Source organism: Lutibacter sp. (assembly GCF_046055765.1).
GTDB lineage: Bacteria > Bacteroidota > Bacteroidia > Flavobacteriales > Flavobacteriaceae > Lutibacter.
Window position 1 is genome coordinate 1 of sequence record NZ_JASFZF010000033.1, and the last position, 24,631, is coordinate 24,631.

At 28.5% G+C, this 24,631-nt stretch carries 24 protein-coding genes; 11 read left to right on the forward strand and 13 right to left on the reverse strand.

The features are described from left to right. Positions 1–156 precede the first annotated feature (156 nt). The gene (locus QM495_RS03780; RefSeq protein WP_408670776.1) at positions 157–468 is read right to left on the reverse strand and encodes a DUF6660 family protein; all 312 of its coding nucleotides are present in this window, start codon (positions 466–468) and stop codon (positions 157–159) included. Positions 469–644: 176 nt separating this feature from the next. On the opposite strand from QM495_RS03780, the gene QM495_RS03785 reads away from it, so the two are divergent. The 4 genes from QM495_RS03785 (at position 645) to QM495_RS03800 (ending at position 3,245) form a co-directional block, all read left to right on the forward strand. Then, the gene (locus QM495_RS03785) at positions 645–914 is read left to right on the forward strand and encodes a hypothetical protein (protein WP_408670777.1); all 270 of its coding nucleotides are present in this window, start codon (positions 645–647) and stop codon (positions 912–914) included. A gap of 75 nt (positions 915–989) precedes the next feature. Continuing rightward, complete coding sequence (locus QM495_RS03790; RefSeq protein ID WP_408670778.1) at positions 990–1,961, forward strand: type IX secretion system membrane protein PorP/SprF; 972 nt, start codon at positions 990–992, stop codon at positions 1,959–1,961. A gap of 11 nt (positions 1,962–1,972) precedes the next feature. Then, on the forward strand, positions 1,973–2,482 hold the full coding sequence (locus QM495_RS03795) for a gamma carbonic anhydrase family protein (RefSeq protein ID WP_408670779.1): 510 nt from the start codon (positions 1,973–1,975) through the stop codon (positions 2,480–2,482). A gap of 241 nt (positions 2,483–2,723) precedes the next feature. Further along, positions 2,724–3,245 carry a hypothetical protein gene (locus QM495_RS03800; RefSeq protein WP_408670780.1) on the forward strand — a complete coding sequence of 174 codons (522 nt, stop codon included), beginning with the start codon at positions 2,724–2,726 and terminating at the stop codon, positions 3,243–3,245. Positions 3,246–3,304: 59 nt separating this feature from the next. Here the strand turns inward: QM495_RS03800 and murI are convergent, their stop codons facing one another. From murI to QM495_RS03840, 8 genes are all read right to left on the reverse strand, one after another. After that, positions 3,305–4,093: a glutamate racemase gene (murI, locus tag QM495_RS03805; RefSeq protein ID WP_408670781.1), complete on the reverse strand. Its 789-nt coding sequence runs from the start codon at positions 4,091–4,093 to the stop codon at positions 3,305–3,307. Between the two features lie 58 nt (positions 4,094–4,151). Then, positions 4,152–4,652 carry an OmpH family outer membrane protein gene (locus QM495_RS03810; protein WP_408670782.1) on the reverse strand — a complete coding sequence of 167 codons (501 nt, stop codon included), beginning with the start codon at positions 4,650–4,652 and terminating at the stop codon, positions 4,152–4,154. Positions 4,653–4,673: 21 nt separating this feature from the next. Then, on the reverse strand, positions 4,674–5,462 hold the full coding sequence (locus QM495_RS03815; RefSeq protein WP_408670783.1) for an OmpH family outer membrane protein: 789 nt from the start codon (positions 5,460–5,462) through the stop codon (positions 4,674–4,676). A 66-nt stretch (positions 5,463–5,528) separates the two neighbouring features. Continuing rightward, a complete protein-coding gene (gene bamA / locus QM495_RS03820) occupies positions 5,529–8,093 on the reverse strand; it encodes an outer membrane protein assembly factor BamA (RefSeq protein WP_408670784.1) in 2,565 nt (854 codons plus the stop codon). Further along, complete coding sequence (locus QM495_RS03825) at positions 8,086–8,841, reverse strand: isoprenyl transferase (protein ID WP_408670785.1); 756 nt, start codon at positions 8,839–8,841, stop codon at positions 8,086–8,088. Before QM495_RS03825 ends, bamA begins: the two co-directional genes overlap by 8 nt. Further along, entirely contained in the window at positions 8,841–9,530 is a 690-nt protein-coding gene (locus tag QM495_RS03830) for a DUF6089 family protein (RefSeq protein WP_408670786.1), read from the reverse strand. The genes QM495_RS03825 and QM495_RS03830 overlap by 1 nt, the downstream gene beginning before the upstream one ends. 134 nt (positions 9,531–9,664) lie before the next feature. Continuing rightward, positions 9,665–10,546 (reverse strand): NAD kinase, encoded by an 882-nt coding sequence (locus QM495_RS03835; protein ID WP_408670787.1) that lies wholly within the window; start codon positions 10,544–10,546, stop codon positions 9,665–9,667. Positions 10,547–10,548: 2 nt separating this feature from the next. Further along, entirely contained in the window at positions 10,549–11,208 is a 660-nt protein-coding gene (locus QM495_RS03840; protein ID WP_408670788.1) for a CBS domain-containing protein, read from the reverse strand. Positions 11,209–11,308: 100 nt separating this feature from the next. Here QM495_RS03840 and QM495_RS03845 point away from each other — a divergent pair, with 100 nt between their 5' ends. The 4 genes from QM495_RS03845 to tig all read left to right on the forward strand — a co-directional run bounded on the left by QM495_RS03845 (position 11,309) and on the right by tig (position 14,623). Continuing rightward, entirely contained in the window at positions 11,309–12,034 is a 726-nt protein-coding gene (locus QM495_RS03845) for a pyridoxine 5'-phosphate synthase (protein ID WP_408670789.1), read from the forward strand. Further along, complete coding sequence (locus tag QM495_RS03850; RefSeq protein WP_408670790.1) at positions 12,034–12,798, forward strand: alpha/beta fold hydrolase; 765 nt, start codon at positions 12,034–12,036, stop codon at positions 12,796–12,798. Before QM495_RS03845 ends, QM495_RS03850 begins: the two co-directional genes overlap by 1 nt. Before the next feature lie 55 nt (positions 12,799–12,853). Then, the gene (locus QM495_RS03855) at positions 12,854–13,207 is read left to right on the forward strand and encodes a phage holin family protein (protein ID WP_408670791.1); all 354 of its coding nucleotides are present in this window, start codon (positions 12,854–12,856) and stop codon (positions 13,205–13,207) included. A 93-nt stretch (positions 13,208–13,300) separates the two neighbouring features. Next, positions 13,301–14,623 carry a trigger factor gene (gene tig, locus QM495_RS03860; protein WP_408670792.1) on the forward strand — a complete coding sequence of 441 codons (1,323 nt, stop codon included), beginning with the start codon at positions 13,301–13,303 and terminating at the stop codon, positions 14,621–14,623. Between the two features lie 124 nt (positions 14,624–14,747). Here tig and QM495_RS03865 read toward each other — a convergent pair whose 3' ends face one another. Together QM495_RS03865 and QM495_RS03870 are read right to left on the reverse strand one after the other, a co-directional pair. Continuing rightward, on the reverse strand, positions 14,748–16,079 hold the full coding sequence (locus QM495_RS03865; RefSeq protein WP_408670793.1) for a DEAD/DEAH box helicase: 1,332 nt from the start codon (positions 16,077–16,079) through the stop codon (positions 14,748–14,750). A 158-nt stretch (positions 16,080–16,237) separates the two neighbouring features. Continuing rightward, positions 16,238–17,833: a M1 family metallopeptidase gene (locus QM495_RS03870; protein WP_408670794.1), complete on the reverse strand. Its 1,596-nt coding sequence runs from the start codon at positions 17,831–17,833 to the stop codon at positions 16,238–16,240. 153 nt (positions 17,834–17,986) lie between these two features. On the opposite strand from QM495_RS03870, the gene clpP reads away from it, so the two are divergent. The 3 genes from clpP (at position 17,987) to dnaG (ending at position 22,082) form a co-directional block, all read left to right on the forward strand. Then, the gene (gene clpP, locus QM495_RS03875; protein ID WP_408670795.1) at positions 17,987–18,646 is read left to right on the forward strand and encodes an ATP-dependent Clp endopeptidase proteolytic subunit ClpP; all 660 of its coding nucleotides are present in this window, start codon (positions 17,987–17,989) and stop codon (positions 18,644–18,646) included. Between the two features lie 8 nt (positions 18,647–18,654). Next, positions 18,655–19,896, forward strand: a complete 1,242-nt coding sequence (gene clpX / locus QM495_RS03880) for an ATP-dependent Clp protease ATP-binding subunit ClpX (RefSeq protein WP_408670796.1) — start codon at positions 18,655–18,657, stop codon at positions 19,894–19,896. A gap of 203 nt (positions 19,897–20,099) precedes the next feature. Further along, positions 20,100–22,082, forward strand: coding sequence for a DNA primase (dnaG, locus tag QM495_RS03885; RefSeq protein WP_408670797.1), 1,983 nt, complete (start codon positions 20,100–20,102; stop codon positions 22,080–22,082). 2 nt (positions 22,083–22,084) lie between these two features. On the opposite strand, the gene QM495_RS03890 is transcribed toward dnaG, so the two are convergent. Further along, positions 22,085–23,734: a MutS-related protein gene (locus tag QM495_RS03890; RefSeq protein WP_408670798.1), complete on the reverse strand. Its 1,650-nt coding sequence runs from the start codon at positions 23,732–23,734 to the stop codon at positions 22,085–22,087. A gap of 63 nt (positions 23,735–23,797) precedes the next feature. Beyond that, positions 23,798–24,589 carry an NAD(+) synthase gene (gene nadE / locus QM495_RS03895; RefSeq protein WP_408670799.1) on the reverse strand — a complete coding sequence of 264 codons (792 nt, stop codon included), beginning with the start codon at positions 24,587–24,589 and terminating at the stop codon, positions 23,798–23,800. Positions 24,590–24,631 lie beyond the last annotated feature (42 nt).

Here is a 24,631-nt window from a genome sequence, read left to right on the forward strand (position 1 = left end):
TACGTTCCAGCACCAATAAGTACTAAAATAAATAAGCCAATAATGAATTTATTGTTAATAGAAAAACGAATGATTTTATTGATCATTTTTAAAAGTTTAAATGGTTATAAATTGATAATACCTAAAAATAGTAGGTCTTTAAATCGGTTTTATAACTTAAACTCTAGGTGGTTGGTAAATTTTAGAAAAATAATCACTAAAAAAAGGTGTATTGCTAAATGCATTCAATTTTTTAGTAGGAATTTTTATTTGAAGAATTTCTAGATAAATTGGTTGTTCTGTAAAAAAACTAGCACAACAAATACAAGAACAAAAAGGAGAACATAAATCAAATGTGTTGTGATTTACGTTATTTGAACTTTGAGTAATCGATAGCTCTTGTTGTATATCATTAATAAATACATCATCACACGGTATTGCTGTTAAAACAACCGTATAAATAGATAATATGATGACTAGTAACTTCACGAGGGCAAATATACAATTTATTAAATGCAATGTCGTTGCAAATAATTGGATTAATAAAAGTAAAAATTTAAAAATCACATTAGGATACAATTAATTAAAATGGAAGTTTTAAGTTTTTTTGGCATATTTAGCTAAAAATCTATAAATTAGAAGAGCAATATAAAGTTTGTCTAGTTATGGTAACCATTAATTTAACCGAAGTAAACGGTAAAGTACAAATAGCTAAAATTATTCATAAAAAAATGAAAAATAACGGGATTAAAAAAAGTGAATTAATTTTAGGTACACATTTAAGTAAAACAGCTATTAATAGTGTTTTATTTATGGGTAATTCTGAAAAGGATTATATGTTTGGCACACTACTTAAAGTGCTATATTTTTTAAAAATCAAAGTTTATATGGGTAAAAATGAAGATGATAAAAGTAACATTTTATCTCTTTTTTAAGATTTAAATAATAAATAGTTTTAATATTTAGTTTACTTATATATTAATTATATTTGAACATTATTTTTTTATAAAATGAAAAGAACGTACTATTTTATAATAGTCTTATTTTTTTTGACTCCTTTATTTATAAAGGCGCAAGAAACCTTACCAATATATTCAGATTATTTATCTGATAATGTTTATTTGGTACATCCTTCTGCAGCAGGAATTGGAAATTGTGGAAAAATTAGATTAACAGCTCGTACACAATGGAGTGGTGTAGCTGATGCGCCTTCATTGCAAACACTTAGTATTCACCAGCGAATAGGTTATAATATGGGCGTTGGTGTTATTCTTTTTAATGATAAAAACGGTTATCATTCACAACAAGGAATTCAAGGAACGTATGCGTATCATATTAATTTTAATGAATATGATGAAACGAATCAAATTTCATTTGGAATATCATTAATGGCGGTAAATAATAAAGTTGATGAGAGTGATTTTTTACTTCAAGATCCAGTTATAAGTCAAATTGTTAGAAGTGAAAATTATTTTAATGCAGATGTGAGTATGGCTTATCATAAAGGAGGATTCTTTTCATATTTTACAGCTAAAAATATATTATTAAGTGCCAGAAGTTTATATAGTGATACATACGAATCTTTAAACTTACGTAGGTATTTAGTTACATTAGGTTATTATTATGGAAAAGGAAAAAGTTTTCAAATAGAGCCTTCAATAATGGCGCAAGCTATTGAAAGAACCCATGAAAAATTTGTAGATTTTAATATAAAAGTTTATAAAGATGTTGCGAATGCTCAACTTTGGGCCGCTTTTTCCTATAGAAAAGGTTTTGACAATGCAGCTACTGAAGAATTGAATTATTTAACTCCAATTATAGGTATAAACTACCAAAAATTCATGTTTTCTTATACCTATACAAAACAATCTGGAGATATATTATTTGATGATACTGGTTATCATCAAATTTCTTTAGGATTTAATTTTGGATGTAGAGTACCTCGTAGAAATGGCTGTCCTAATATTAATGGATCGTTTTAAAAATTAATTGAATGATTATTAAAGAATTAAATGGGCACAAACCTCAATTTGGCATTGATTGTTTTATTGCTGAAAATGCAGTAATAATTGGTGAGGTAGCAATGGGAAACCAATGTAGCATTTGGTATAATGCAGTAATTAGAGGCGATGTGCATTATATAAAATTGGGTAATAAAGTGAATGTGCAAGACGGAGCCATTATTCACGCTACTTATCAAAAATATCCAACCAATATTGGTCATAATGTTTCCATTGGACATAATGCCATGGTGCACGGCTGTACAATTCACAATAATGTTTTAATAGGGATGGGGGCAATTGTTATGGATAATTGTATTGTTGAAAGTAATTCAATTATTGCAGCAGGAGCAGTTGTTACCAAAGGAACTCACGTAAAATCTGGAAGTATTTACGCAGGCGTTCCAGCAAAAAAAGTAAAAGATATTAGTGAAGCGTTAATTTCAGGAGAAATTAATAGAATTGCTGATAATTATGTAAAATATGCGAGTTGGTATAAATAGAGTTTTTGTTATTGGGTAGCTTTACTGAAGCTAAAGCAATTTTTTATTGATTTAATTCCAAAACAATCAACTTCCACTTACAACACAAAAAACGAACTATAAACTAAAAATAGATATTATTAGGAGTAGTAATCATTCTAAATTAGGCAACCTAGTTTATTTTAATCCTTTTTTGTTTAAATTAGAGCTATATAAATGCTAATAATTAAGATTTCATTTTTACATAATTAAATTGATTACTATGATAGAAACAGTAGGCAAAAATTTATGGACCCTAATCACGATTATTCTTCCAGGTTTATTTACGTATGGAGCTTGGAGATTATTATTAATCTTACAACCAAGTCATGTTTTAGATTTAGATAATTTTTCATCAGTAGATCAATCAAGTACAATTACTTGGAGTATTATTATATCAATAGCTTTGTTGCAACAAGCTTGTGGAATTACAATTGAATTTCTTTTATATATAGTTGCTAATTATAAAGAAAAGAAATGGCCTAATTTTAATAAACTTTTTAGTAAACGATTTGAATTAGCCAAAAATGGATTAATAAATAAATATGAAACAAGTGTTATAGGTAATTTTTTCTTATCATTAAACGTACTTGTTGGTTTATCATTTTTACTATGTTATTTTTTATATTATGAAGGTTTACAAATTACAAATTGGGTTTCATTACTAATTATTTTTTTTATGATAGTCAATAGTATTGCAATTATTTTTAGAGTGAAAAATGCAATTAATATTGTAAAGGAATAGTGTAAATAAAAAGCGCCTGGCCAATAGCTATATTTTTCTTATTGCAATAAGTGCAAATTTTAAAATTCTAACTTTTCAACACTAAATTTTGTCGAAACATTAAGTAGCATTTTGCTAAGTACTTTAGTAGTTGTATTGGTATAAAATTGATGTTGGTTAAAAGTTGTTTTAGTAGAGCATAAATTATTTTTTTCTAAAATAGCTTTTGTTTGTTTGGCAACTGCCTCACCCGAATCTATAATTTTTATGTGTTTGCCTAAAATTCGATTTATTTGAGGAATTAAGTAAGGATAGTGAGTACAACCCAACACCAAATGATCTATATTGAAATTTAACATAGGTTTTAAGTAAGTTGAAAGTAAGTTGTTTAATTCAGTTGAATTCAATTTACCTGCTTCAATAAGTGGTACTAAGCCTTCTCCATCTTGTTCTATTTTCAGTATGTTTTTAGTATATTCATCAGCAGTTTTTTCAAATAATTCACTTGTTAACGTTCCTTTAGTAGCTAAAATACCAATAGCACCAGTTTTACTCAAAAGTGCAGCAGGTTTTATAGCTGGTTCAATACCAATAAATGGGACGTTATAGTTTTTTCTTAAATAATCAATTGCATTAGTTGTAGCGGTATTACAAGCAACAATTATTAGTTTACAACCTTTAGAAATTAATAATTCAGTATTTTTTATACTTAATGAAATAATTTCTTCTGAAGTTTTTTCTCCATAAGGAGCGTTTTTACTATCAGCTAAATAAATAGTATGTTCATATGGTAATAATTTTAGTACTTCTTTCCAAATAGAAGTTCCTCCAATTCCAGAATCAAATATGCCAATAGGTTGATTTTTCATTAGAATAAAAGTAAAAAAAAATCCCGCAATTGCGGGATTTTTTTAAATAAGTAATTTTTTATTGAATACCTAACTTAGTTTTTACTGATGGTAATAAATCTGTACCATTAGCAACAATTAAAGTAGATGCTTCTAAAACATACGTAAAACCTTGAGCTGTTGCAACTTCATCAATTGCTTTTTTAGCTTTTTCTAAAATTGGTTTTAATTTGTCGTTTCTTTTTTTAGTTATGTCTTGTTGAGCAACTTGAGAAGCTTGATATAAATTTTGTCTATCTTTTTCAACTTCAGCACCTCTTTGTTGGTTTACTTCATCAGTTTGTGAAGCTTGTTCAGCAGTGTATTTTTTTAATTTAGCTTCAAGTTTAGCTTGTTCAGCTTTTAATTCGTTTTCGTAAGTTTTGCTTAATTTTTCTAACTCAGCATTTAAAGCTTTTGTTTCAGGCATTAAACTTATTAATAAATCAGTACTTATATGACCTATTTTTTCTTGTGCTTGTACCGTGTTAAAACCTACAGTTAGTACAGCAATTAGTAATAATGTTCTAAAATTTTTCATTTTTTTATTCGTTGTTTTTAATTAATTATTTTCTTTTTTTTGTTCTTTTGCTTTTTTAGCGTCTTCAATTTCTTTTATTCGTTTTTGTCTTTTAGCTTCAATTACAGCTTTTAATTCTTCACGTTTTTTTAGTTGAGCCGCTTTTTTATCTTCAATTCTCTTTTTAAGTTTAGCTTGTTTAGCTTCTCTGTCTGTTAGTTTTTTTTGAGTTTCCTCACTTACAATTTTTTCAGGAATAGTGCCTTTTGCTTTGCTTTTTTTATCCCTTTTAGCATTTGCCGCATTTACTTTTTTAGATCTTGTTATGCTTGTTATAACCATATCACTAATATCATAAGCCTTATTGGTGTATAGCATTATTAATGAGTTTGATTTGTCTAAAACAAAATCGTATTTTCTTTTTGTTGCAATATCTTGAACCGAATTAAAAACTAAATCTTGAATTGGCTTTACTAGTTGTTGTCTTAAAAAATACAAATCACCATTAACACCAAAATAAGTTGCTTGTAATTTTTTTAAATCGAATTCTAAAATATGTATATCTTCTTCTTTTTCAAAAATTAATTCTTCAGTTAAAAGTGCTTTTTCATTATTTAATTCATCTTTTAAAGCTTCTATTTCTTTTTGTTGCTTTTCAATGTTGTTTTGCCACGTTGCCGCTTTTTCATTTATTTTTGATTGTGCTTCATTATATTCAGGAATATTTTCTAAAATATATTCCATATCTATATAACCAATTCTTTGAGCTTTTTGTGCATTTGAAGCAATACTCAAAATTAAAAACGTAAATAAAAGAACTTTTTTTATCATAACTAATCTATTTTTAGAAAAAATCGTGCCATTTCAATATTTATTTACAAATATAACAGATTTTGATTAGAATTGTTGCCCAATAATAAAGTGAGTTTGCCAACCCGATTTTTCTGTACTTCCCGGTATAGCATCGTAACCGTGTGCAAAATCGATTCCTAGCATTCCAAATGCAGGCATAAATATTCTAAGTCCTACCCCTGCTGATCTTTTTAACGTAAATGGATTAAAATTTTCAAAACCATCATACGAATTACCTCCTTCTAAAAATCCTAAAACATAAATAGATGCAGATGGTTTTAAGGTGATAGGATATCTAAGTTCTAGTTGAAATTTATTATAAATTGTTCCACCATCAATTGATGATAAACGTCCATTTTCATATCCTCTTAAAGCAATAGTTTCTCTACCATCTAATTGGTAAGAAGACATTCCATCACCACCTACAAAATAGCGCTCAAAAGGAGAATCTCCTAATTTACTATTGTAACTCCCTAAAATACCAAATTCAGCATTGGTCATTACTACTAAATCTTTTGTTAACGCAGTGTACCATTTTCCTTTAAAACTCACCTTGTAATACTCTAACCATTTGTATTTTTCTGCTAATTCTAAACTGCTGTAATCTTTATTATTTAAAAGTGAATAAGGAATAGTTAATTTTGCAGCAATACTAAATTCTGAACCTTTTTTTGGAAAAATAGGATTTGGACCAGATGAATTTCTACCTAAAGTAATACTATATGATAAATTGTTAAGATTACCATTTGTTAATTGCAAACCTGCAATATTCATCCCATATTCTTTTAAATCATATAATTGGTAACTAATGCTTTGAGATAATGTAAAATAGTTATCGGGCCATTGTAATCTTTTTCCTAATCCAACAGAAGCCCCAATAATATTTAAACGTTGGTTTTTATCAACTCTATTTGTAGTATAATCATATCTAAATTGTTTTGAATTATAAATTGAAAACGATAAAGATTGTGGTTTTTTACCTCCTAACCAAGGCTCTGTAAATGAAAAACTTGAAGTAGTATAAAATCTACTTTTTTGTAATCGTAATGAAAGTGTTTGCCCGTCACCCATTGGTAGTGGGCGATACGCTTTTTTGTTGAAAATATTACGAACTGAAAAATTGTTAAATGATAAGCCTAAAGTTCCAATAAATGAACCACCACCATAACCACCTTGTAATTCTATTTGACTTGAACCTTTTTCAGCTACTGTATAATCTATATCAACAGTTTTATCTTGGTAATTAGGATTAATATCTGGTGTTATTGCTTCAGCATCAAAAAAGCCAAGTTGCCCTATTTCTCTAATAGTTCTAATGATATCACTTTTACTATATAAATAACCAGGTTTTGTTCTAATTTCTCTGTAAACAACATGGTCATTAGTTTTGTCGTTTCCGTTAACAGTTACTTTTTTAATTCTAGTTGGCTGGTCTTCAAAAATTCTAATTTCAACATCAATAGAATCGTTATTTATTCTAGTTTCAACAGGAAGTACTCTTGAAAAAAGGTATCCATTATCTTGATATAAGGTTGCTATATCTTGTGAATCAGGAGAGCCGTCACCGTTCACTCTTTCTTTTAAAACTTTGCCGTTATATGTATCGCCTTTATCAATTCTTAATAATCGTTGTAATTGGTCATCTGTATATTTGCTATTTCCTAAGAATGTAATATTTCCAAAAATGTATTTTTTACCTTCTTCAACTTTTATATTTAAGTTTAGTGTATTATCATCATTCCAAGTTAAAGAATGGTCTAATACTCTAGCGTCTCTATGCCCTTTTTCGCTATAAACAGTAATTAAGTTTTCTAAATCTTCCGTAAAATCGGCTTCAATAAATTTAGATTTTTTCCAAAAGCGCCCAAGCATTTTTGTTTTGGTATTTTTTAATGCTTTTTTAAGCTTTTTGTCACTAAAAGCTTCATTCCCTACAAAAGTAATTTTTTTAATTTTTACTTTTTCACCTTTGTCTACACGAACTAGCATGTTCACAATATTTACTCCAGAAGTATCAGGTTTTGTATCTAAACTCACTTTAGTTTTTAAATATCCTTTTTCTTGGTAAATCTTTTTAAAATAGTTTTTTGTAGTTACTATAAGGTTGTCAGTAACCATTTCACCAATTTTTAATTCAGCATCAGATTGTAAATCTTTTGCTTTACTTTTTTTAACACCTTGTATGGTTACTTTGTTAAGCTGTGGTAGTTCCTGAACTTCAAATTCTAAATAAGCAGTATTTCCATCAATTTTAGAAATGTATACTTCAACATTGCTAAATTGTTTGGTTTCATATAATTTTTTTATGGCACTTGTTAACTTATCTCCTGGTAATTTAATTTGTTGGCCAATTTTTAATCCTGTAAAAACTTTAACTGTTTTTTCTTCAAATTTTTGAAGACCTTTAACAGTAATTCCACCAAGCTCATAGGAATCTCCTTTTTTAAATGAAGCTTTTTTAATAACAGGAGGAGCGATACTATCTTTAACTATGGTATCGTTTTTTACTTGAATTTCTGTTACATTTTTTGATTGCGATTCTTGTGCAATTATTGAAGTTGTTGCTAAAAAAAATGTAAATAGTAAAAAGATGATATTTGATTTATTCATTGATTTTTTCAATTTGTTCACTAGTTTTTCCAAAACGTCGTTCTCTATTTTGATATTCTAATACTGCTTTAAATAGGTTTTCTTTTTTAAAATCTGGCCAAAGGGTATTTGTAAAATACATTTCTGCATACGCCATTTGCCATAATAAAAAATTGCTGATTCTTTTTTCTCCACTTGTACGGATCATAAAATCAACATCCGGCAAAGAAAACGTATATAAATGATTATTAATAATTTTTTCGTCAATTTCTTCAACGTCAAGTTCATTATTAACAACTTTTTTTGATATATTTTTGATAACATTAACAATTTCCTCTCTTGATCCGTAACTTAAAGCAAGAGTTAATGTTAATGTGCTATTATTTTTTGTTTTTTCAATAACCTCATTAAGCTCTTTTTGGGCTTTTTTCGGTAAACTTTTAATATTACCTATGGTGTTTAGTTTGATATTGTTTTTTTGAAATGTTTTTAGCTCTTTTTTTAAGGATGAAACCAGCAAAGCCATTAAAGTTTTAACTTCTAGTTTTGGACGATTCCAGTTTTCAGTAGAAAAAGCATACATTGTTAAATAATTAACTCCAATTTCTGCACAACCTTCTATTACTTGTCTTACAGAGCTTACCCCATTTTTATGCCCAAAAACTCTTGGTTTTCCTTTTAATTTAGCCCAACGACCATTGCCATCCATAATAACTGCAATATGGTTAGGAACGTTGTTTTTTGCTATTTCATTTTTCAATTCTTGCATTAATATGATGGTGTTGTATAGCAAGATGGTCGCCCAAAAGTATAAATTAATGAAAAACCACTTAGGATATACCAATCGTTATTATTTGGGTTTCCAAAAGTTAGTGAATCTATTTCGTTGTTATTATAATCTAAATCATCTTCAAAAGTATACCGAGCTCTTAATTCAAGTGCTACAGCTAAATCTCCATATAATTTTGTTTTATAGCCAATACCAAATGGTATAGCAAATGAAGTTTTAGAACCGTATTTATATTGTTTGCTGTTTGGTGCTGTTTCAGAGGTAACTACTTTGTAATTAAAGGCTGCAATTTCAAAAATTAAGTAAGGGGTATAAAATTTTCTATAATCATCTAAATTATATTCAAAATAATTAAATTCAATTCCTATAGCTAATTCTTTTATACTGTTATTAAAACCAATTCCTCTAAAATAGCGGGCTCTATTTGTTGCGTCAGCATCATCTGCTGAAATTTGGGCGTAGGTGAATGTTCCTCTGAAAGCTATTCTAGGATTCATATTCCATTTATAAATTAAGCCTCCCATAAAATTGTTTGGTCTTATATAGTATTCAGATCCAATGTCACCAATATAATTACTTCCACCTACAAAAAAACCAACTTCATTGATTTGAGCTTCGGAATTTATTGTAACACAGACGAATGTAAAAAGTAAAACTAGTTTTTTCATAAATAAAATAGCCAGCAAATATAAATAATTATAGTTGCTTTTTGAAGTTAATTAAAGTCTTTTTTGATAAACTACTTATATATGAAATTATTGCAGTTTACATAAACTACTTTTTTAAAATGAAATTATTTAAGTTAGTTTCGAGTGTCTTGTCCCCAAAGTAATTTTTCTCGTAATGTTTTAATAAATGTTTGTTGGTTTATTTGTACCATTTTTAAATTGAATTCAGATTTTTTAACCTGAACTTCTGTACTGCTATTTATAGTGGTAATACGTGAATCTAGTGATAAGAAAAATTTATCTTCTCTACCACTTACTTTAAATTTAACAACCGTATCTTCTGGAATTACCAAAGGCCTTGCATTTAAATTATGTGGTGAAATAGGAGTTATTACAAAACTCTTAGCTTGTGGTGTTATTATGGGACCTCCACAACTTAGGGAATATCCAGTAGAACCTGTTGGAGTAGCTATAATTAATCCATCTGCCCAATAAGAAGTTAAATATTCATTGTCTAAATAGGTTTCAATAGTAATCATAGAAGCGGTATTTTTTCTATTTACTGATACTTCATTTAAAGCAAAATTTAAAGAAGTTAAACTTTCAATTTTTGGAACAGTAGTTACACTTAATAAAGAGCGTTCTTTTACAATATATTGTTGTTTTTGTAAAAATTCTACGGCATTTGTTATTTTATCTTTTTGAACGGTAGCTAAAAAGCCTAACCTTCCTGTGTTAATACCAACAATTGGAATATTTGAGTTTCTAATATATGTTACAGCTCTTAAAATTGTTCCGTCTCCACCCATGGTAAACATAAAATCAAAAGAATTGTTTAATTCTTTATAAGATGAAAATGTTTTAGCAAATGGTACTTCAACATGCATTTTTAACCCAGAATAATAATTTTCTTCAAAAACAAATTCTATGTTATACTTGTTTAAGGTAGATAATAATTCTTCTAAGTATTTTTTATCTTCTATTTTGTAATATTGTCCGTAAATGGCAATTTTCATGCTTAGATGTTTAAGTATTTTCGCAAGTAATTTGTTCTGTCTTTTAACTCTTCTAAATAAAAATCTTCTTCATGATTAGAAAGAACTTTGTAATTATAGCGTCTAAAAGATTGAATAATTTCATTCACATCTTGTGAACTAAATTTAAGAGTTAATTTTACAGTAGTTGTGTTGGTTTCCGAAATAAAAATTCCTAATATTTTACCGTTGTTAGATTCAATAATTTGGCAAACTTCACTAAATGAGTAATCTCTAATTTCTTTTTCTAAAAGCAACACAGTGCCTTCGTTATTTAAGAAAGGGGTTTCATTATAAATGTGTAAAACCTCAATTAAATCGTAATACCCAACATATTCATTTTTGTTATTTAATACAGGAATTATATTGGTTTCATTTGAAGCAAAAATTTTAATTATTTCTAGTAAATTAGTCCCTTCATCAATAAAAAAATGCTTGAATAAATAACGATAATTATCTAAAATAGTATCTGTATCATCTATTCCTTGAATGTCATTTTCAGTAATTAACCCAATAAGTTGACTCTTATTTACTATAGGAAAACAGCAAAAAGTAGTTTCGCTAAAAAACAATTGAGCTTCAGCTATTTTTGTTTGAAGTGAGAATGGGTTATATTCATTTAAAATAAATGGGCTTGTTTCCATACCGTTTTATATTTATAGTACAAATTAATCAAAAATAAAACCAAAAACATATTCTTAGTTCGTAAATTTGTTCCCTAATTAAAAATAATAACTTTTAAGTATGACAAAGTTAAGTGTAAATGTGAATAAAATTGCAACGTTACGTAATTCTCGTGGAGGAGATTTTCCAAACGTAGTTAAGGTTTCGGCTGATATTCAGGATTTTGGAGCTGAAGGAATTACAATTCATCCGAGGCCAGACGAACGCCATATTCGTTATAAAGACGCTTATGATTTAAAAAAAATAGTCACTACTGAGTTTAATATTGAAGGAAATCCAATTTCAAAGTTTATGGATATGGTGCTAGAAATTTGTCCTACACAAGTTACTTTAGTGCCTGATTCAATTGATGCAATTACCTCAAATGCAGGTTGGGACACTATAAAACACCAATCTTTTTTAAAAGAAATTATTTCTGAATTCAAATTAAAAGGTATTAGAACTTCCATTTTTATTGATACCGATTTAAAATTAATTGAAGCTGCTGCAACTACAGGTGCTGATAGAATTGAATTATATACCGAAGATTTTGCTACACAATATGGGCTTGGAAATAAAGAAGCCATACAACCTTATACACAAAGTGCTATTTTAGCAAACAAACTTGGTTTGGGAATTAATGCAGGACACGATTTAAGTTTAGATAATATTCAATTTTTTGCTGAAAATATTCCAAATCTACTAGAAGTTTCAATTGGTCACGCATTAATTACAGAGTCGTTATATTTAGGGTTGGAAAATGTAGTAAATATGTACAAACATAAATTAAGTATGGCTGTTAAATAATGGAAACGTTACATTCTACTATTTTAGGAGAGGGAGAACCGCTGCTCATTTTGCATGGTTATTTTGGAATGAGTGATAATTGGAAATCGTTAGGAAATCAGTTTGCTAAAAATTATGAAGTTCACCTTATAGATCAGCGAAATCATGGTAGAAGTTTTCATACCGATGAATTTGATTATGAATTATTAGTGGAAGATTTACATCAATATATTCAACAAAATAAGTTAAAAAAAATCAATTTATTAGGGCATTCAATGGGTGGAAAAGTAGGAATGCTTTTTGCAGTAACATATCCAGAATTAGTTTATAAATTAATAGTTGCAGATATTGGCCCAAAATATTACAAACCCCATCACGAATATATTTTAGCAGCATTAAATGCTGTTAATTTCACATTGCATACTACAAGAAAAAAAGTTAAGGAAGTTTTAAGAATTTATATTAAAGAACAAGGAATTCTTCAGTTTTTACTAAAAAATGTCTATTGGAAATCTAAAGGAGAATTGGCTTTCCGATTTAATTTACAAAGTTTAGTTGAAAATAATTCAGAAGTAGGTGAAGCGTTACCATCATTTACCCACTTTGAAGGGAATGCGTTATTTTTAAGTGGAGAAAATTCTAACTACATAACAACAGAAGATATTCCATTAATTTCAGCACATTTTTCAAATTTTAAAGTTGTAACTGTCAAAAATGCAGGACATTGGCTTCATGCTGAAAATCCTGTGCAGTTTTACAATGAAGTTGTCAGGTTTTTAAACTAAATAACAAATTGGCATAATTATAGTTAATTTTATAATTCAATTTAAATTTTTAAAAATGAAATTAATATTAAAAGTATTGCTTACGGCTATTGCAGTTGTAATATTGGCCAAATTTTTGCCAGGAGTTAAAATTCAGGGTTATACAAGTGCAATAATAGTTGCTATTGTTCTAGGTTTATTAAGAGTTACAATAAAACCAATACTTATCTTTTTTACACTGCCAGCAACCATAGTAACCTTAGGTTTATTTTTATTGGTGATTAATGCTGTAATTATTTTACTTGCAGATTATTTAATTGGAACTAGTTTTGAAGTTTCTGGTTTTTGGACAGCCTTATTGTTTAGTTTACTGTTATCACTATTTCAATCCTTCTTATATTCATTTTTAAATGAAAAGAAACAAAAATAGTTGAATTTGAACAACTTAAATACTTTGTTAAGTGCGTAAAAAACAGTAATTTTGCACCCGATTTTAAATGATTTTAAGATAAAATAGCACAAAATGAATATTACAAAAGAAAATATTGATGCGTTAAATGCAGTAGTGAAGGTTGAAATTTCAGCCGCAGATTATCAAGAAAAAGTAGCAACTATTTTACAAGACTACCGTAAAAAAGCTGATATTCCTGGATTTAGAAAAGGTCAAGTACCAATGGGAATGATAAAAAAACAATACGGTAAATCTGTAATGATTGATGAAGTAAACAAATTGTTACAAGAGTCATTAAATAACTTTTTAAAAGAAGAAAAATTAGACATTTTAGGAAATCCATTACCAAAAATGCAAGACGATATAAATTGGGATGCGGATGATTATGCATTTGAATTTGAATTAGGTTTAGCACCAGAATTTGATGTTAAATTAGATGCTAAAAAGAAAATTACGCAATACAATATTATTGCTGACGATGAATTATTAGGAAAAGAAATTGAGAATATTCAAAAGCGTTACGGTAAAATAATTGCGAAAGATACTGTTGAAGAAGGTGTAAATATTGCAGGAACATTTGTTAACGAAGAAAAGGAAATTAACAAAAAATCTACAATTGAGCTAGCTTCAGTAAAAGGAAAAGTAAATCAAAAGAAATTAATTGGAAAAAAAGTTGGTGATGTTGTTGAATTAAAAACAAAAGGTCTTTTTGATGATGATCATAAATTAATGGGAGCTTTAGGAATTGATCACGATGCTATTCACGGATTAGATATTGTGGTTCAATTTACAATTGAAGAAGTGAATATTACTGAGCTTAGTGAAATAAATCAAGAGTTGTTTGATAAAGTTTTTGGGCCAGATGTGGTAAAATCTAAAGAAGAACTAATAGCTAAAATTAAAGAAGATGCTGAAAAGCAATTCAAAACGCAAGCAGATCAACAATTATTAAATGATGTGACTGAATATTTAGTTGAAAACACAAAGTTTGATTTGCCAACTGAATTTTTAAAAAAATGGTTAGCCATTGCAGGTGAAAAACCAATGACTCCTGAGCAAGCTTCTGAAGAATTTGAAAAATCAGAAAAAGGATTACGTTACCAATTAATTGAAGGTAAAATATTAAAAGATAACGAGATTAAATTAGATTTTGCTGAGTTACAAGAGTTTGCAAAAGGATTTGTAAAAGCGCAAATGGCTCAATACGGACAATTAAATCCTGAAGAAAAAGAATTGGATGATATTGTACAAAGAGTGCTAAGTAACCAAGATGAAGCAAAACGTTTACAAGAACAATTAGTAAGTCAAAAATTACTAACTTTTTACAAAGAGAATATTACGTTTAAAGTAAAAGAATTGAACTACGAAAAATTTGTAAAAGAAGTTTACAAATAAAATAGTTTACATTCAGAATAAAAAAACTCCTTTATGATTTTCATAAAGGAGTTTTTTTTATTCTGTCACACTGAGCTTGTCAAAGTGTTATTTTTAGAATCTCAACATCTAACTTTTGTAAGATTTACTTCCTTTTTTGCCCCCTAGTTTTGGGTTTCTTATATTTTTTAGCAATTTCTCTTCGGTACGAACCACCTAAATTAACACGTTTGTTTTTTTCTTTTTTCTCATGAAAAGCGGCTCCACTAGGTTCGGTAATTGTCTTTTTCTTACCAGTACTTTCAGGTTTAACTTTAGGCATTTCTTCAGCAACTAGTTGTGTTGAAACTTCAACACTTTCAGGTAAATCAAACACATTAATTTCTGTATTCATTAACAATTCAATTTCACCTAAATAGTCAGCTTCTTCTTCCGTAAAGAAGGAAATTGCTGTTCCCTCTTGTTCGGCACGTCCTGTTCTACCAATTCTATGCATATAGTTTTCCGGTTCTTCAGGAATGTTAAAGTTAATTACATGGCTTACATCGGTTAAATCTAATCCGCGCGCAATAATATCAGTTGCAATTAATATATTAAAAAACCCTTTTTCAAAGTTTTTAACTGAGCGTAAACGGTAATTTTGTGTTTTATTAGAATGAATTACATTGGTTTCACCAGGAAGTAAAACTTCCATTTCTTCAAATAAAATATTGGCTTGTTTTTTATTTTTTACAAATATCAATACTTTTTTAAATGTATCCTTATCTTTTAATAGGTGTATTAAAAAGTTAACTTTTGTATAAAAATTTGGAACAGGATATGCTTGCTGCTCTATAGTATCTAATGGGCTTCCGCTACTTGCAATTTCAATTTTCACAGGAGATTTATAAAATTGATCCAATAAACCACCAACTTCTTTAGTAAGTGTTGCAGAAAATAAAATACTTTGTCGGTTTTTAGGGAGCAAATCAAGCAATGTAATTAATTGTGGTCTAAACCCAAGGTTCATCATTTCATCAACTTCGTCAATTACCAATTTTTGAATTTGTTTTAGTTTTAAAATACCATCTAACGCTAAATCTAATAAACGACCTGGAGTTGCCACTAAAATATCTTGTCCTGCATACACCAATTGTTTTTGTTTATTTAGGTTTGTCCCTCCATAAACCCCCGTAAAACGCACGTTAATATAAGGCGTTAAACTTTCAAGGTCATTAATTACTTGTACTACTAATTCTCTAGTTGGCACAATAATTAAAACACGCGCATGTTTTTGAGTAGAAAATGTAAGTTGTCTTAAAATAGGTAATAAATAGGCAAAAGTTTTACCCGTTCCTGTTTGGGCAATTCCCACAACATCTTTACTGCTCATAATTACAGAAAATGCTTTTTCTTGAATAGGAGTAGGCGTTGTAAATCCCATTTCATCAAGGGCATCAAGTAAAAAACGGTTTAAGTTTAAATCAGAAAAGGTCATTGTTCTATTTTTTGCAAATGTACTATTTAATTAGTTAACTATTTTCGAACTTATAGATGCTAAAGATAGAAGGTTAAAAAGGGTTTTATCAATCCAATATACGTGTAATTTTATACTTATTGATTTGAAATTTCATAAAAGAAAATAGGTGTAAAGCATTATTCAACTAATTCAAATAATAACCATGAGTTTGGATCAAAATTTATGGCTGTTACTTTACCTGAAGTTGTAAGTACGTAAGGTTCAGATTTATCATTCACCTGAATTGTTTTTATTTCTGAAGTACCATCACTATAAATTAATTCTAAATCAAGTGGAAATTGAAAAATGGTTTCTTGTGTTTGTTCAATGATAATTCGAACTTTATTGTCGTAATAAATCCAATTAGGTTTAATAATTGGATGCCCCACTTTTTGAAGCCATTGTGTAAAGAAAGTATCTAAATTTTCACCAGAAATGTTAGCCATTACCTTTTTAAAATCGTTTGAGGAAGCATTACTAAATTTATATTTTTGGTAATAAGTTTTAATGCCGTTCCAAAAAAGGGCATCACCCATTTTTTTTCGAAGCATGTGCAACACCCAAGCACCTTTTTGATATGAATTTGCATTTAACAAACTCATATAATTAGTAGTTTTAGTATCAATTACAGGTGTTTTGCTTCTTTTGTAAAAGTTTAAAACTGTTTGGCGTTCTTCTTTAATTCTTTTTAGAAAAGCATCCTTTCCTTTGGATTCTAAAATATATAAATCGGTTAAATACGTTGCAAAACCTTCACTTAACCAAATATGAGGCCAATCAATTTCTGAAGCTGAATTTCCAAACCATTGATGTGCTATTTCGTGCGTTATTAAATCTTCATGTTCCAATTTTCCAGTAACAGATTTTTCATAATAAAAAATATTCCCAGCATTTTCCATCCCACCAAAACGTGTTTTAGATTGTACGTTTGCTAATTTTTGATAAGGATAATCACCTATATTTTCAATAAAGAAATTAAGAATATTTTTAGCGGTAGAAAAATCGTAAAAACCTTGTTCTTTTGTTTGTGGATACACCCAAGTAGAAACAGGAATATTATGGATTTCTCCAATATTTTGAACTGCAAATTTTGCAATTCCAATCACCATTACTTTTGTTGGTAACGGAACTGTTGTTTTCCAATGAGATAGTTTAGTAGTATTGGTTATATTAGTTTCTTCAACCTGAAAACCGTTGGCTATTATTTGATAATTATTAGGCGCTTCAATAATATATTCAATCGTTGCTTTGTCTGAAGGATGATCTACACATGGAAACCAATTGTGCGCTCTATTTGGCCAATTATCACCAAAAAATGTTCGGTCACCGAATAAATTTTTACTAATAATTAATCCATCTTTTGGAATTCCGTGATATTTTATAGTGTAAGTATATTCTATTCCTGGAAAAGTGTGTTTAGCTTGAATATTTAATTTTTCATTTGCATGAGAAAAATCAACTTTCACATTATTTTGGTAAATAGAATCTATAACCATTCCTAAACCACTGATACTATCTTTTTTAACTAAATCAAGTTGAAATTTATTAACCGATTTTTTAAACTTTAATTTCACACTCATAGTGGCATCAATACTATTTGTGGTGTCATTAACAATAATTGCTAATTTATAGTGTTGAATATCTATAGTATTTAAACGTTGTTTGTAATTTTGAGCTGAAATAGTTGAAGTAAATAGTAAAAATAAAGCAACTAATTTTAAAGAAGTTTTCATATAAAATTTATCGAATAGATTTCAAATATACACAGAAACAATCAAACAATTTGTACTACATAAGTACTTAAATACCGATTACAGTGTTAAACAAATAAACAATTCATAAATACTTCTTATCTTTACCCCCATAATATTTTAAAACCCTGTAAAATGGATTACGGAAAAGAATTTAAAAAGTTTGCAACTCAACACCAAGGAATTAACAGTATGTACTATGATAAACTGGTGAGTAGTGTAACACCATATATTATTGAAGAAAGACAATTAAACGTTGCACAAATGGATGTGTTTTCGCGTTTAATGATGGATAGAATTATTTTTTTAGGAACTGCAATTGATGATCATGTAGCAAACATTATTCAAGCACAATTGTTATTTTTAGAAAGTGTAGATAGTAGCAAAGATATATCAATTTACATCAATTCTCCTGGAGGTAGCGTGTATGCAGGCTTAGGAATGTATGATACCATGCAATTTATAAAACCTGATATAGCAACAATTTGTACAGGCATGGCAGCATCTATGGGCGCTGTATTAATGTGTGCTGGGACAAAAGGGAAACGTTCTGCATTACCACATTCTCGTGTAATGATTCACCAACCTATGGGAGGCGCTCAGGGGCAAGCTAGTGATATTGAAATTACGGCTCGTGAAATCATGAAATTAAAAGATGAATTATATCAAATAATTTCAAAACACTCTGGACAAAGTATGGAGAAAGTGAGTGAAGATTCTGATCGTGATTATTGGATGAAAGCAGATGAAGCTAAAAAGTATGGAATGATTGATGAAATTTTAATTAGAAAGTAATAGAATTTATGGCAAAGGATGAAGTTTTAGAATGTTCGTTTTGTGGAAGAAAAAAACCAGAAACTGATTTATTAATAGCTGGATTAGATGCGCATATTTGTGATAAATGTATAGAACAAGCGCACGGAATTGTATTGGAGGAAATGGCCGAGCAAAGTTCATCAACTCTTACTTCCGAATTAATTGTAAAAAAACCCAAAGAAATAAAAGCATTTATTGATCAATATATGATTGGTCAAGAAAAAGCAAAACGAGTCATGTCTGTTGCAGTTTACAATCATTACAAACGTTTATTACAACCTGAAACCAAAGGTGAAGATGAAATAGAAATAGAAAAAAGTAATATTATAATAGTTGGAGAAACTGGTACAGGAAAAACTTTAATTGCTCGAACTATTGCGAAAATGCTTAATGTACCATTTTGTATTGTAGATGCTACTGTTTTAACTGAAGCTGGTTATGTAGGTGAAGATGTTGAAACTATTTTAACTCGTTTATTGCAAGCTGCGGATTATGATGTTAAAAAAGCTGAGCGAGGTATTGTATTTATTGATGAAATTGATAAAATAGCACGCAAAGGAGATAATCCATCAATTACACGTGATGTTTCGGGTGAAGGAGTTCAGCAAGCATTATTAAAATTATTAGAAGGTTCCGTTGTAAATGTTCCACCAAAAGGAGGAAGGAAACATCCCGATCAAAAATTTATTGAAGTAAACACCAAAGATATTTTATTTATGGCCGGTGGTGCTTTTTCAGGAATTGATAAAATTATTGGAAAGCGTTTAAATCGTCAAGCCGTAGGTTATAGCGCATCTATTAAAGTTGATAAAGTTGATGAAACCAATTTATTACAATACATTATTCCAAGCGATTTAAAATCATTTGGTTTAATTCCTGAAATTATTGGACGTTTACCGGTTTTAACCTACATGAATCCTTTAGATGCAGACACATTAAGAGCTATTTTAACAGAGCCTAAAAACTCCATTATAAAACAATATCAAAAATTGTTTGAAATGGATGGTATTAATTTTACCATTAACGAAACAGCACTAGGTTATATAGTTGATAAAGCGGTTGAATATAGATTAGGAGCTCGTGGTTTGCGCTCACTTTGTGAAGCAATTTTAACCGATGCTATGTTTGAAATGCCTGGAACTGAAGAAACAGAATTAAAGATAACCAAAAAATATGCTGAAGACAGAATTAATATGTCGACTTTAAAAAAATTAAAAGCGGTTTCATAAGTTATATACAATATTAAATAGAAGGTTACCTAAAAAGTAATTAATAACATCATTCTAAACTTGTTTTGGGTTCTCATAATGATTATCAATCAAAATGGGTACGATTCTGAAACAAGTTCAGAATGACGGTTTCCAAAACTTTCTAAACAACCTCTATTTTTTATCTAAATTTTGTAATTTAGAAATCTTAAAAAATAATACTATTGATTTCCAGAAGTACTATAGATAGAGTTTTTGAAACTGCTCGTGTTGAGGAGGTTATTGGAGAATTTGTTCAGCTAAAAAAAGCAGGAAGTAATTTTAAAGGCTTGAGTCCTTTTTCTGATGAGCGAACACCTTCATTTATGGTGTCTCCAGTGAAACAAATATGGAAAGATTTTAGTACAGGTAAAGGAGGAAATGCCATTTCATTTTTAATGGAGCATGAGCACTATTCATATCCTGAAGCAATTCGGTATTTAGCAAAAAAATATAATATAGAAATAGATGAAACCGAACAAACTGATGAACAAAAAGAACAGGCAGATGAGCGTGAAAGTATGTTTTTGGTATCAGAATTTGCTAGAGATTATTTTCATAAAACGTTGTTAGAAGACAACCAAGGAAAAGCAATAGGTTTAAGTTATTTTAAAGAACGTGGTTTTAACGATGACACTATTAAAAAATTCCAATTAGGTTATTCATTAAACGAGTGGGAAGCTTTTACTTCAGAAGCATTAAATAAAGGATACAACCTTAAATATTTGGAATCTACCGGACTTACGATAGTTAAGCAAGATTTACTTTCTTCAACAGGCACAAAACAATTCGACCGTTTTAAAGGTCGCGTTATGTTTCCAATTCACAGTATGAGTGGAAGAGTGTTGGGTTTTGGAGGTCGTATTTTAACAAATGATAAAAAAGCTGCTAAATATTTAAACTCACCTGATAGTGATATTTACCATAAAAGTAATATTTTATATGGTATTCATTATGCAAAACAGGCAATAGCTAAAGAAGATAGTTGCTATTTAGTTGAAGGTTATACGGATGTGATTTCATTTCATCAATCGGGTGTTGAAAATGTAGTTTCATCTTCTGGTACAGCACTTACTGAAAATCAAATTCGATTAATTAATAGACTTACAAAAAATGTAACCATTCTTTTTGATGGTGATGCAGCAGGTATAAGAGCTTCAATTCGTGGTATTGATTTAATTTTAGAACAAGGAATGAATGTACGTGTACTTATGTTCCCTGATGGTGATGACCCAGATAGTTTTTCTAAAAAAGTTTCAAAAGAAGAATTAAAAGAATACTTACAAAATAATTCACAAGATTTTATCAATTTTAAGGTTTCTTTATTAATGAAAGAAGCACAAAATGATCCGGTAAAAAAAGCAGGTTTAATACGTGATATAGTTATTAGTATCTCTAAAATTCCAGATAGAATTCAACGAGAAGTTTACATTCAGGAATGTTCAAGAATTATGGATATTTCAGAAAATGTATTATTTAGTGAATTAGCTCAATTAGATAAAAAAGAAGGAAGAGAAGTTTCAAAAAGGTTTGCTCAACAAAGACCTTTAACACCAGTTTTAGAAAAAACAGCCCAGTTTGAAAAGATAAATGAACTTAAAAAATATGAACGAGAAATCATAAAAATTTTATTATTATATGGAAATAGTGAAGTTGAATTTGAAAACTTTGTTGCAGATGAGGAAAAGGACAATGATGAAATAAAATCTGCTAAAAAAGAATATTTTTTAAATGCTGTTTCCAATGAAATTTATTTAAACTTACAAGAAGATGAAGTTGAATTTACCGATGAAACTTTTAAGCAAATTTATTACGAAATAATCCATCAGTTAAATCAGAGTAAATCTATTTTAGTTGATGCTTTTGTGAACCATTCAAATACAGAAATAGCTAATTTAGTAACTAATATTTTAATGGATGATGAAAAGCATACGATAAGTGATTGGAGCAGAAAAGATATTGTAATTAAAAGCAAAGAAAAAGATTTACCTAAAATGGTGCTCGATGCTATTTATAATTTGAGACGTATTCTTATTGAGGAAAAATTAAAATCATTATCATTTATAAATTATAATAATGAAGAGGAACGAATTGAAAATATAGAAGCAAGTATGAATTACACTAGCTTAAAAGTTCGTTTATTTGAACGGTTAAATAGAGTGGTTTAAGGTTAATTTAAATTATTTTCTTCAGTTTTTCTTGCATCAATTATTATTTCTGAGGGATATTTATACAATTCCAAAATTTTTATAGCATTTCTAGTTTTTAATTTTCCGCTTTTTAACTTATGGTCAAAACACAATTCTTCATTTTCAATAAGTTCACTAAAATGAAATAATTCATAATTTTCTTTCACTAATAAGTCTGTTAATTCAATATCATGAGTAGAAACTAAAGCGATATGATTTTTTTTGTTTAGATAAGATAGAATTGCTTTTCCACCTGAAATTCGTTCAATGGTATTTGTTCCTTTAAAAATTTCATCGAGCACAAATAAGCAATTTTCTTCATTTTTTGCAGCATCTACCAATTCCTTAACGGTCAAAACTTCTTCTAAATAATAACTGGTATTTTTAAGTAAATTATCAGTAATTCTAATGGATGAATACACTTTGAAAAAGGGTGCAGCATATTGCTTTGCAAAACAAATGTTTAAAGTTTGAGCTAAAATACTGTTAACAGCAATTGTTCTAATAAATGTAGTTTTACCAGACATGTTTGAGCCTGTTAACAACATACTAGTATTGGTTAGGTTTATATTATTTGCTATACAGTTATCAATCAAAGGGTGATAAATTTCATTTGAAATGAGTTGTTTTTCTTTTGTGAAACTAGGTGAACAAATTTCATTTTCGCCTGCTTTTAATGATGCTACAGAAATTGCCGAATCTATTTCTCCTATAAAACAAAACATTTTTTCAATACTTTCCTTTTCTTTTGTGATGGAATCTATGAAACTAAAAAAGAGAATATATTCAACCATAAATTGAATTTTTATCAATTCAATTATAAACCAAAAAAATAAGGCATATTCATTACTTAGTTGTTTTTCAAAAGCTATAAACTCTGTTTTTGTTTGAATTTTACTTACTTTTTTTATAAATGTTAAGTCGGAAAAATGTTGTTTTATTTTATTATTTGATGAAAGTTCTTTACTTATTTTTAAAGCTTTAGAAAGTTGGTAAACAGCATTTGTATAGTATGTTACATTTTCTTTATTTTTATAATGAAATACGGTATTTATAAAAAAAACAAGGAGCAATAAAAGTGAAAATAAAGGATTGAAAAAGGTTAGAATTATCAGTAATACAGAAGTTAATGATGAAGCATAAATAAACTTTAAATATGTGGGCTTTTCAATGGGCTTATCAGTTATCAGTTTTTCTAAATCATAAGAGTTCTCAGAATTTATTTTTGATAAAATTAATTGACTTTTAAGCCTTAATGTTTCATTGTTTAAAAACAGATTACTTAATGAATCAAATTTTAATAAACTTTCAATACTGCCAATAGTTCTTAGTTTAAAGTATAAATATTGTTGCCCAATTTTTGAAGAAGTTCTATCAATAAATTTAAAAAGATCATCAATATCTAAGTCTGTTTTAACTTTCTGTGTGATGATATGGAATGCTTTATTTTTATGTTCATTATTTTTAAAATATTTTCCAATAACATAAAAATTAAAATAGTCATTTTTTTTTGGTTTCCCCCAACCTTCAGCAAACCATTTTTCTAGCTTAGAAAATCTTTTTTTTCTGGCATAATTACTATAAATAAATATAATTATTAGAACAAATAGTACTCCTAAAATCCAATTCATAGCTTTTGTTTAATTTCAATTATAAAATATAATTTATGCAATTACAATTTGTTTTGTGAAACTTTAAATCTTAAATTTACTAGGTATTTCACAAACAGGGATTGGATTCATTTTGTGTTTATTGGCATTGTTTCTTTGTTTGTAAATTGTAAAAATTTCAAGTTCTTTACCTTCAAAATTTGAAATAGTTTTACCTAATTCATCTTGTTTCATTGCCCATTCTAATTCATCATAACTTGCACCAATTTGATCTTCGTCAGTTCTACTGTCACCAAATAACCCATCGGTTGGTTGTGCTGTTTGTATAGCTGTGGGTACTTCTAAATATTTTGCAATTTCATAAACTTCAGATTTCATTAAATCAGCAATTGGACTTAAATCTACGCCGCCGTCACCATATTTAGTGAAAAATCCAACGCCAACATCCTCTACTTTATTACCTGTTCCGGCCACTAAATAACCATGCAATCCTGCAAAATAGTATAAAGTTGTCATTCTTAAACGAGCACGTGTATTTGCTAAAGATAAATTTACAGTTGCTGAACCTTCAGTTTTAGGAACTACATTTTTAAAATTTTCAAAAGTAGATGTTAAATTTACTTCAATAGAAGTAACAGCATTAAAATGTTGTTTCAGTTGTTTAATATGCTCCTTTGCTCTAGAAACCTGATTTTCACCTTGATGAATTGGCATTTCTATACATAAAACAGGGAAGCCTGTTTTTGCGCACAGTGTTGAAGTAACAGCAGAGTCTATTCCCCCAGAAATTCCAATCACAAAACCATTCACTTTTGTATTTGTAGCGTATATTTTTAACCAATCAACTATATAATCTATAACTTTTTCGGTATTCATACTTAAACTTTTTTAGTAATTTTAGCGTTTTAATAATTGAAT

Coding starts and splice junctions, on each gene's coding strand:
- QM495_RS03785 (WP_408670777.1), top strand. CDS start 645: ATGGTAACCATTAATTTAACCGAAGTAAACGGTAAAGTACAAATAGCT.
- QM495_RS03790 (WP_408670778.1), top strand. CDS start 990: ATGAAAAGAACGTACTATTTTATAATAGTCTTATTTTTTTTGACTCCT.
- QM495_RS03795 (WP_408670779.1), top strand. CDS start 1,973: ATGATTATTAAAGAATTAAATGGGCACAAACCTCAATTTGGCATTGAT.
- QM495_RS03800 (WP_408670780.1), top strand. CDS start 2,724: ATGATAGAAACAGTAGGCAAAAATTTATGGACCCTAATCACGATTATT.
- murI (WP_408670781.1), bottom strand. CDS start 4,093: ATGAAAAATCAACCTATTGGCATATTTGATTCTGGAATTGGAGGAACT.
- QM495_RS03810 (WP_408670782.1), bottom strand. CDS start 4,652: ATGAAAAATTTTAGAACATTATTACTAATTGCTGTACTAACTGTAGGT.
- QM495_RS03815 (WP_408670783.1), bottom strand. CDS start 5,462: ATGATAAAAAAAGTTCTTTTATTTACGTTTTTAATTTTGAGTATTGCT.
- bamA (WP_408670784.1), bottom strand. CDS start 8,093: ATGAATAAATCAAATATCATCTTTTTACTATTTACATTTTTTTTAGCA.
- QM495_RS03825 (WP_408670785.1), bottom strand. CDS start 8,841: ATGCAAGAATTGAAAAATGAAATAGCAAAAAACAACGTTCCTAACCAT.
- QM495_RS03830 (WP_408670786.1), bottom strand. CDS start 9,530: ATGAAAAAACTAGTTTTACTTTTTACATTCGTCTGTGTTACAATAAAT.
- QM495_RS03835 (WP_408670787.1), bottom strand. CDS start 10,546: ATGAAAATTGCCATTTACGGACAATATTACAAAATAGAAGATAAAAAA.
- QM495_RS03840 (WP_408670788.1), bottom strand. CDS start 11,208: ATGGAAACAAGCCCATTTATTTTAAATGAATATAACCCATTCTCACTT.
- QM495_RS03845 (WP_408670789.1), top strand. CDS start 11,309: ATGACAAAGTTAAGTGTAAATGTGAATAAAATTGCAACGTTACGTAAT.
- QM495_RS03850 (WP_408670790.1), top strand. CDS start 12,034: ATGGAAACGTTACATTCTACTATTTTAGGAGAGGGAGAACCGCTGCTC.
- QM495_RS03855 (WP_408670791.1), top strand. CDS start 12,854: ATGAAATTAATATTAAAAGTATTGCTTACGGCTATTGCAGTTGTAATA.
- tig (WP_408670792.1), top strand. CDS start 13,301: ATGAATATTACAAAAGAAAATATTGATGCGTTAAATGCAGTAGTGAAG.
- QM495_RS03865 (WP_408670793.1), bottom strand. CDS start 16,079: ATGACCTTTTCTGATTTAAACTTAAACCGTTTTTTACTTGATGCCCTT.
- QM495_RS03870 (WP_408670794.1), bottom strand. CDS start 17,833: ATGAAAACTTCTTTAAAATTAGTTGCTTTATTTTTACTATTTACTTCA.
- clpP (WP_408670795.1), top strand. CDS start 17,987: ATGGATTACGGAAAAGAATTTAAAAAGTTTGCAACTCAACACCAAGGA.
- clpX (WP_408670796.1), top strand. CDS start 18,655: ATGGCAAAGGATGAAGTTTTAGAATGTTCGTTTTGTGGAAGAAAAAAA.
- QM495_RS03890 (WP_408670798.1), bottom strand. CDS start 23,734: ATGAATTGGATTTTAGGAGTACTATTTGTTCTAATAATTATATTTATT.
- nadE (WP_408670799.1), bottom strand. CDS start 24,589: ATGAATACCGAAAAAGTTATAGATTATATAGTTGATTGGTTAAAAATA.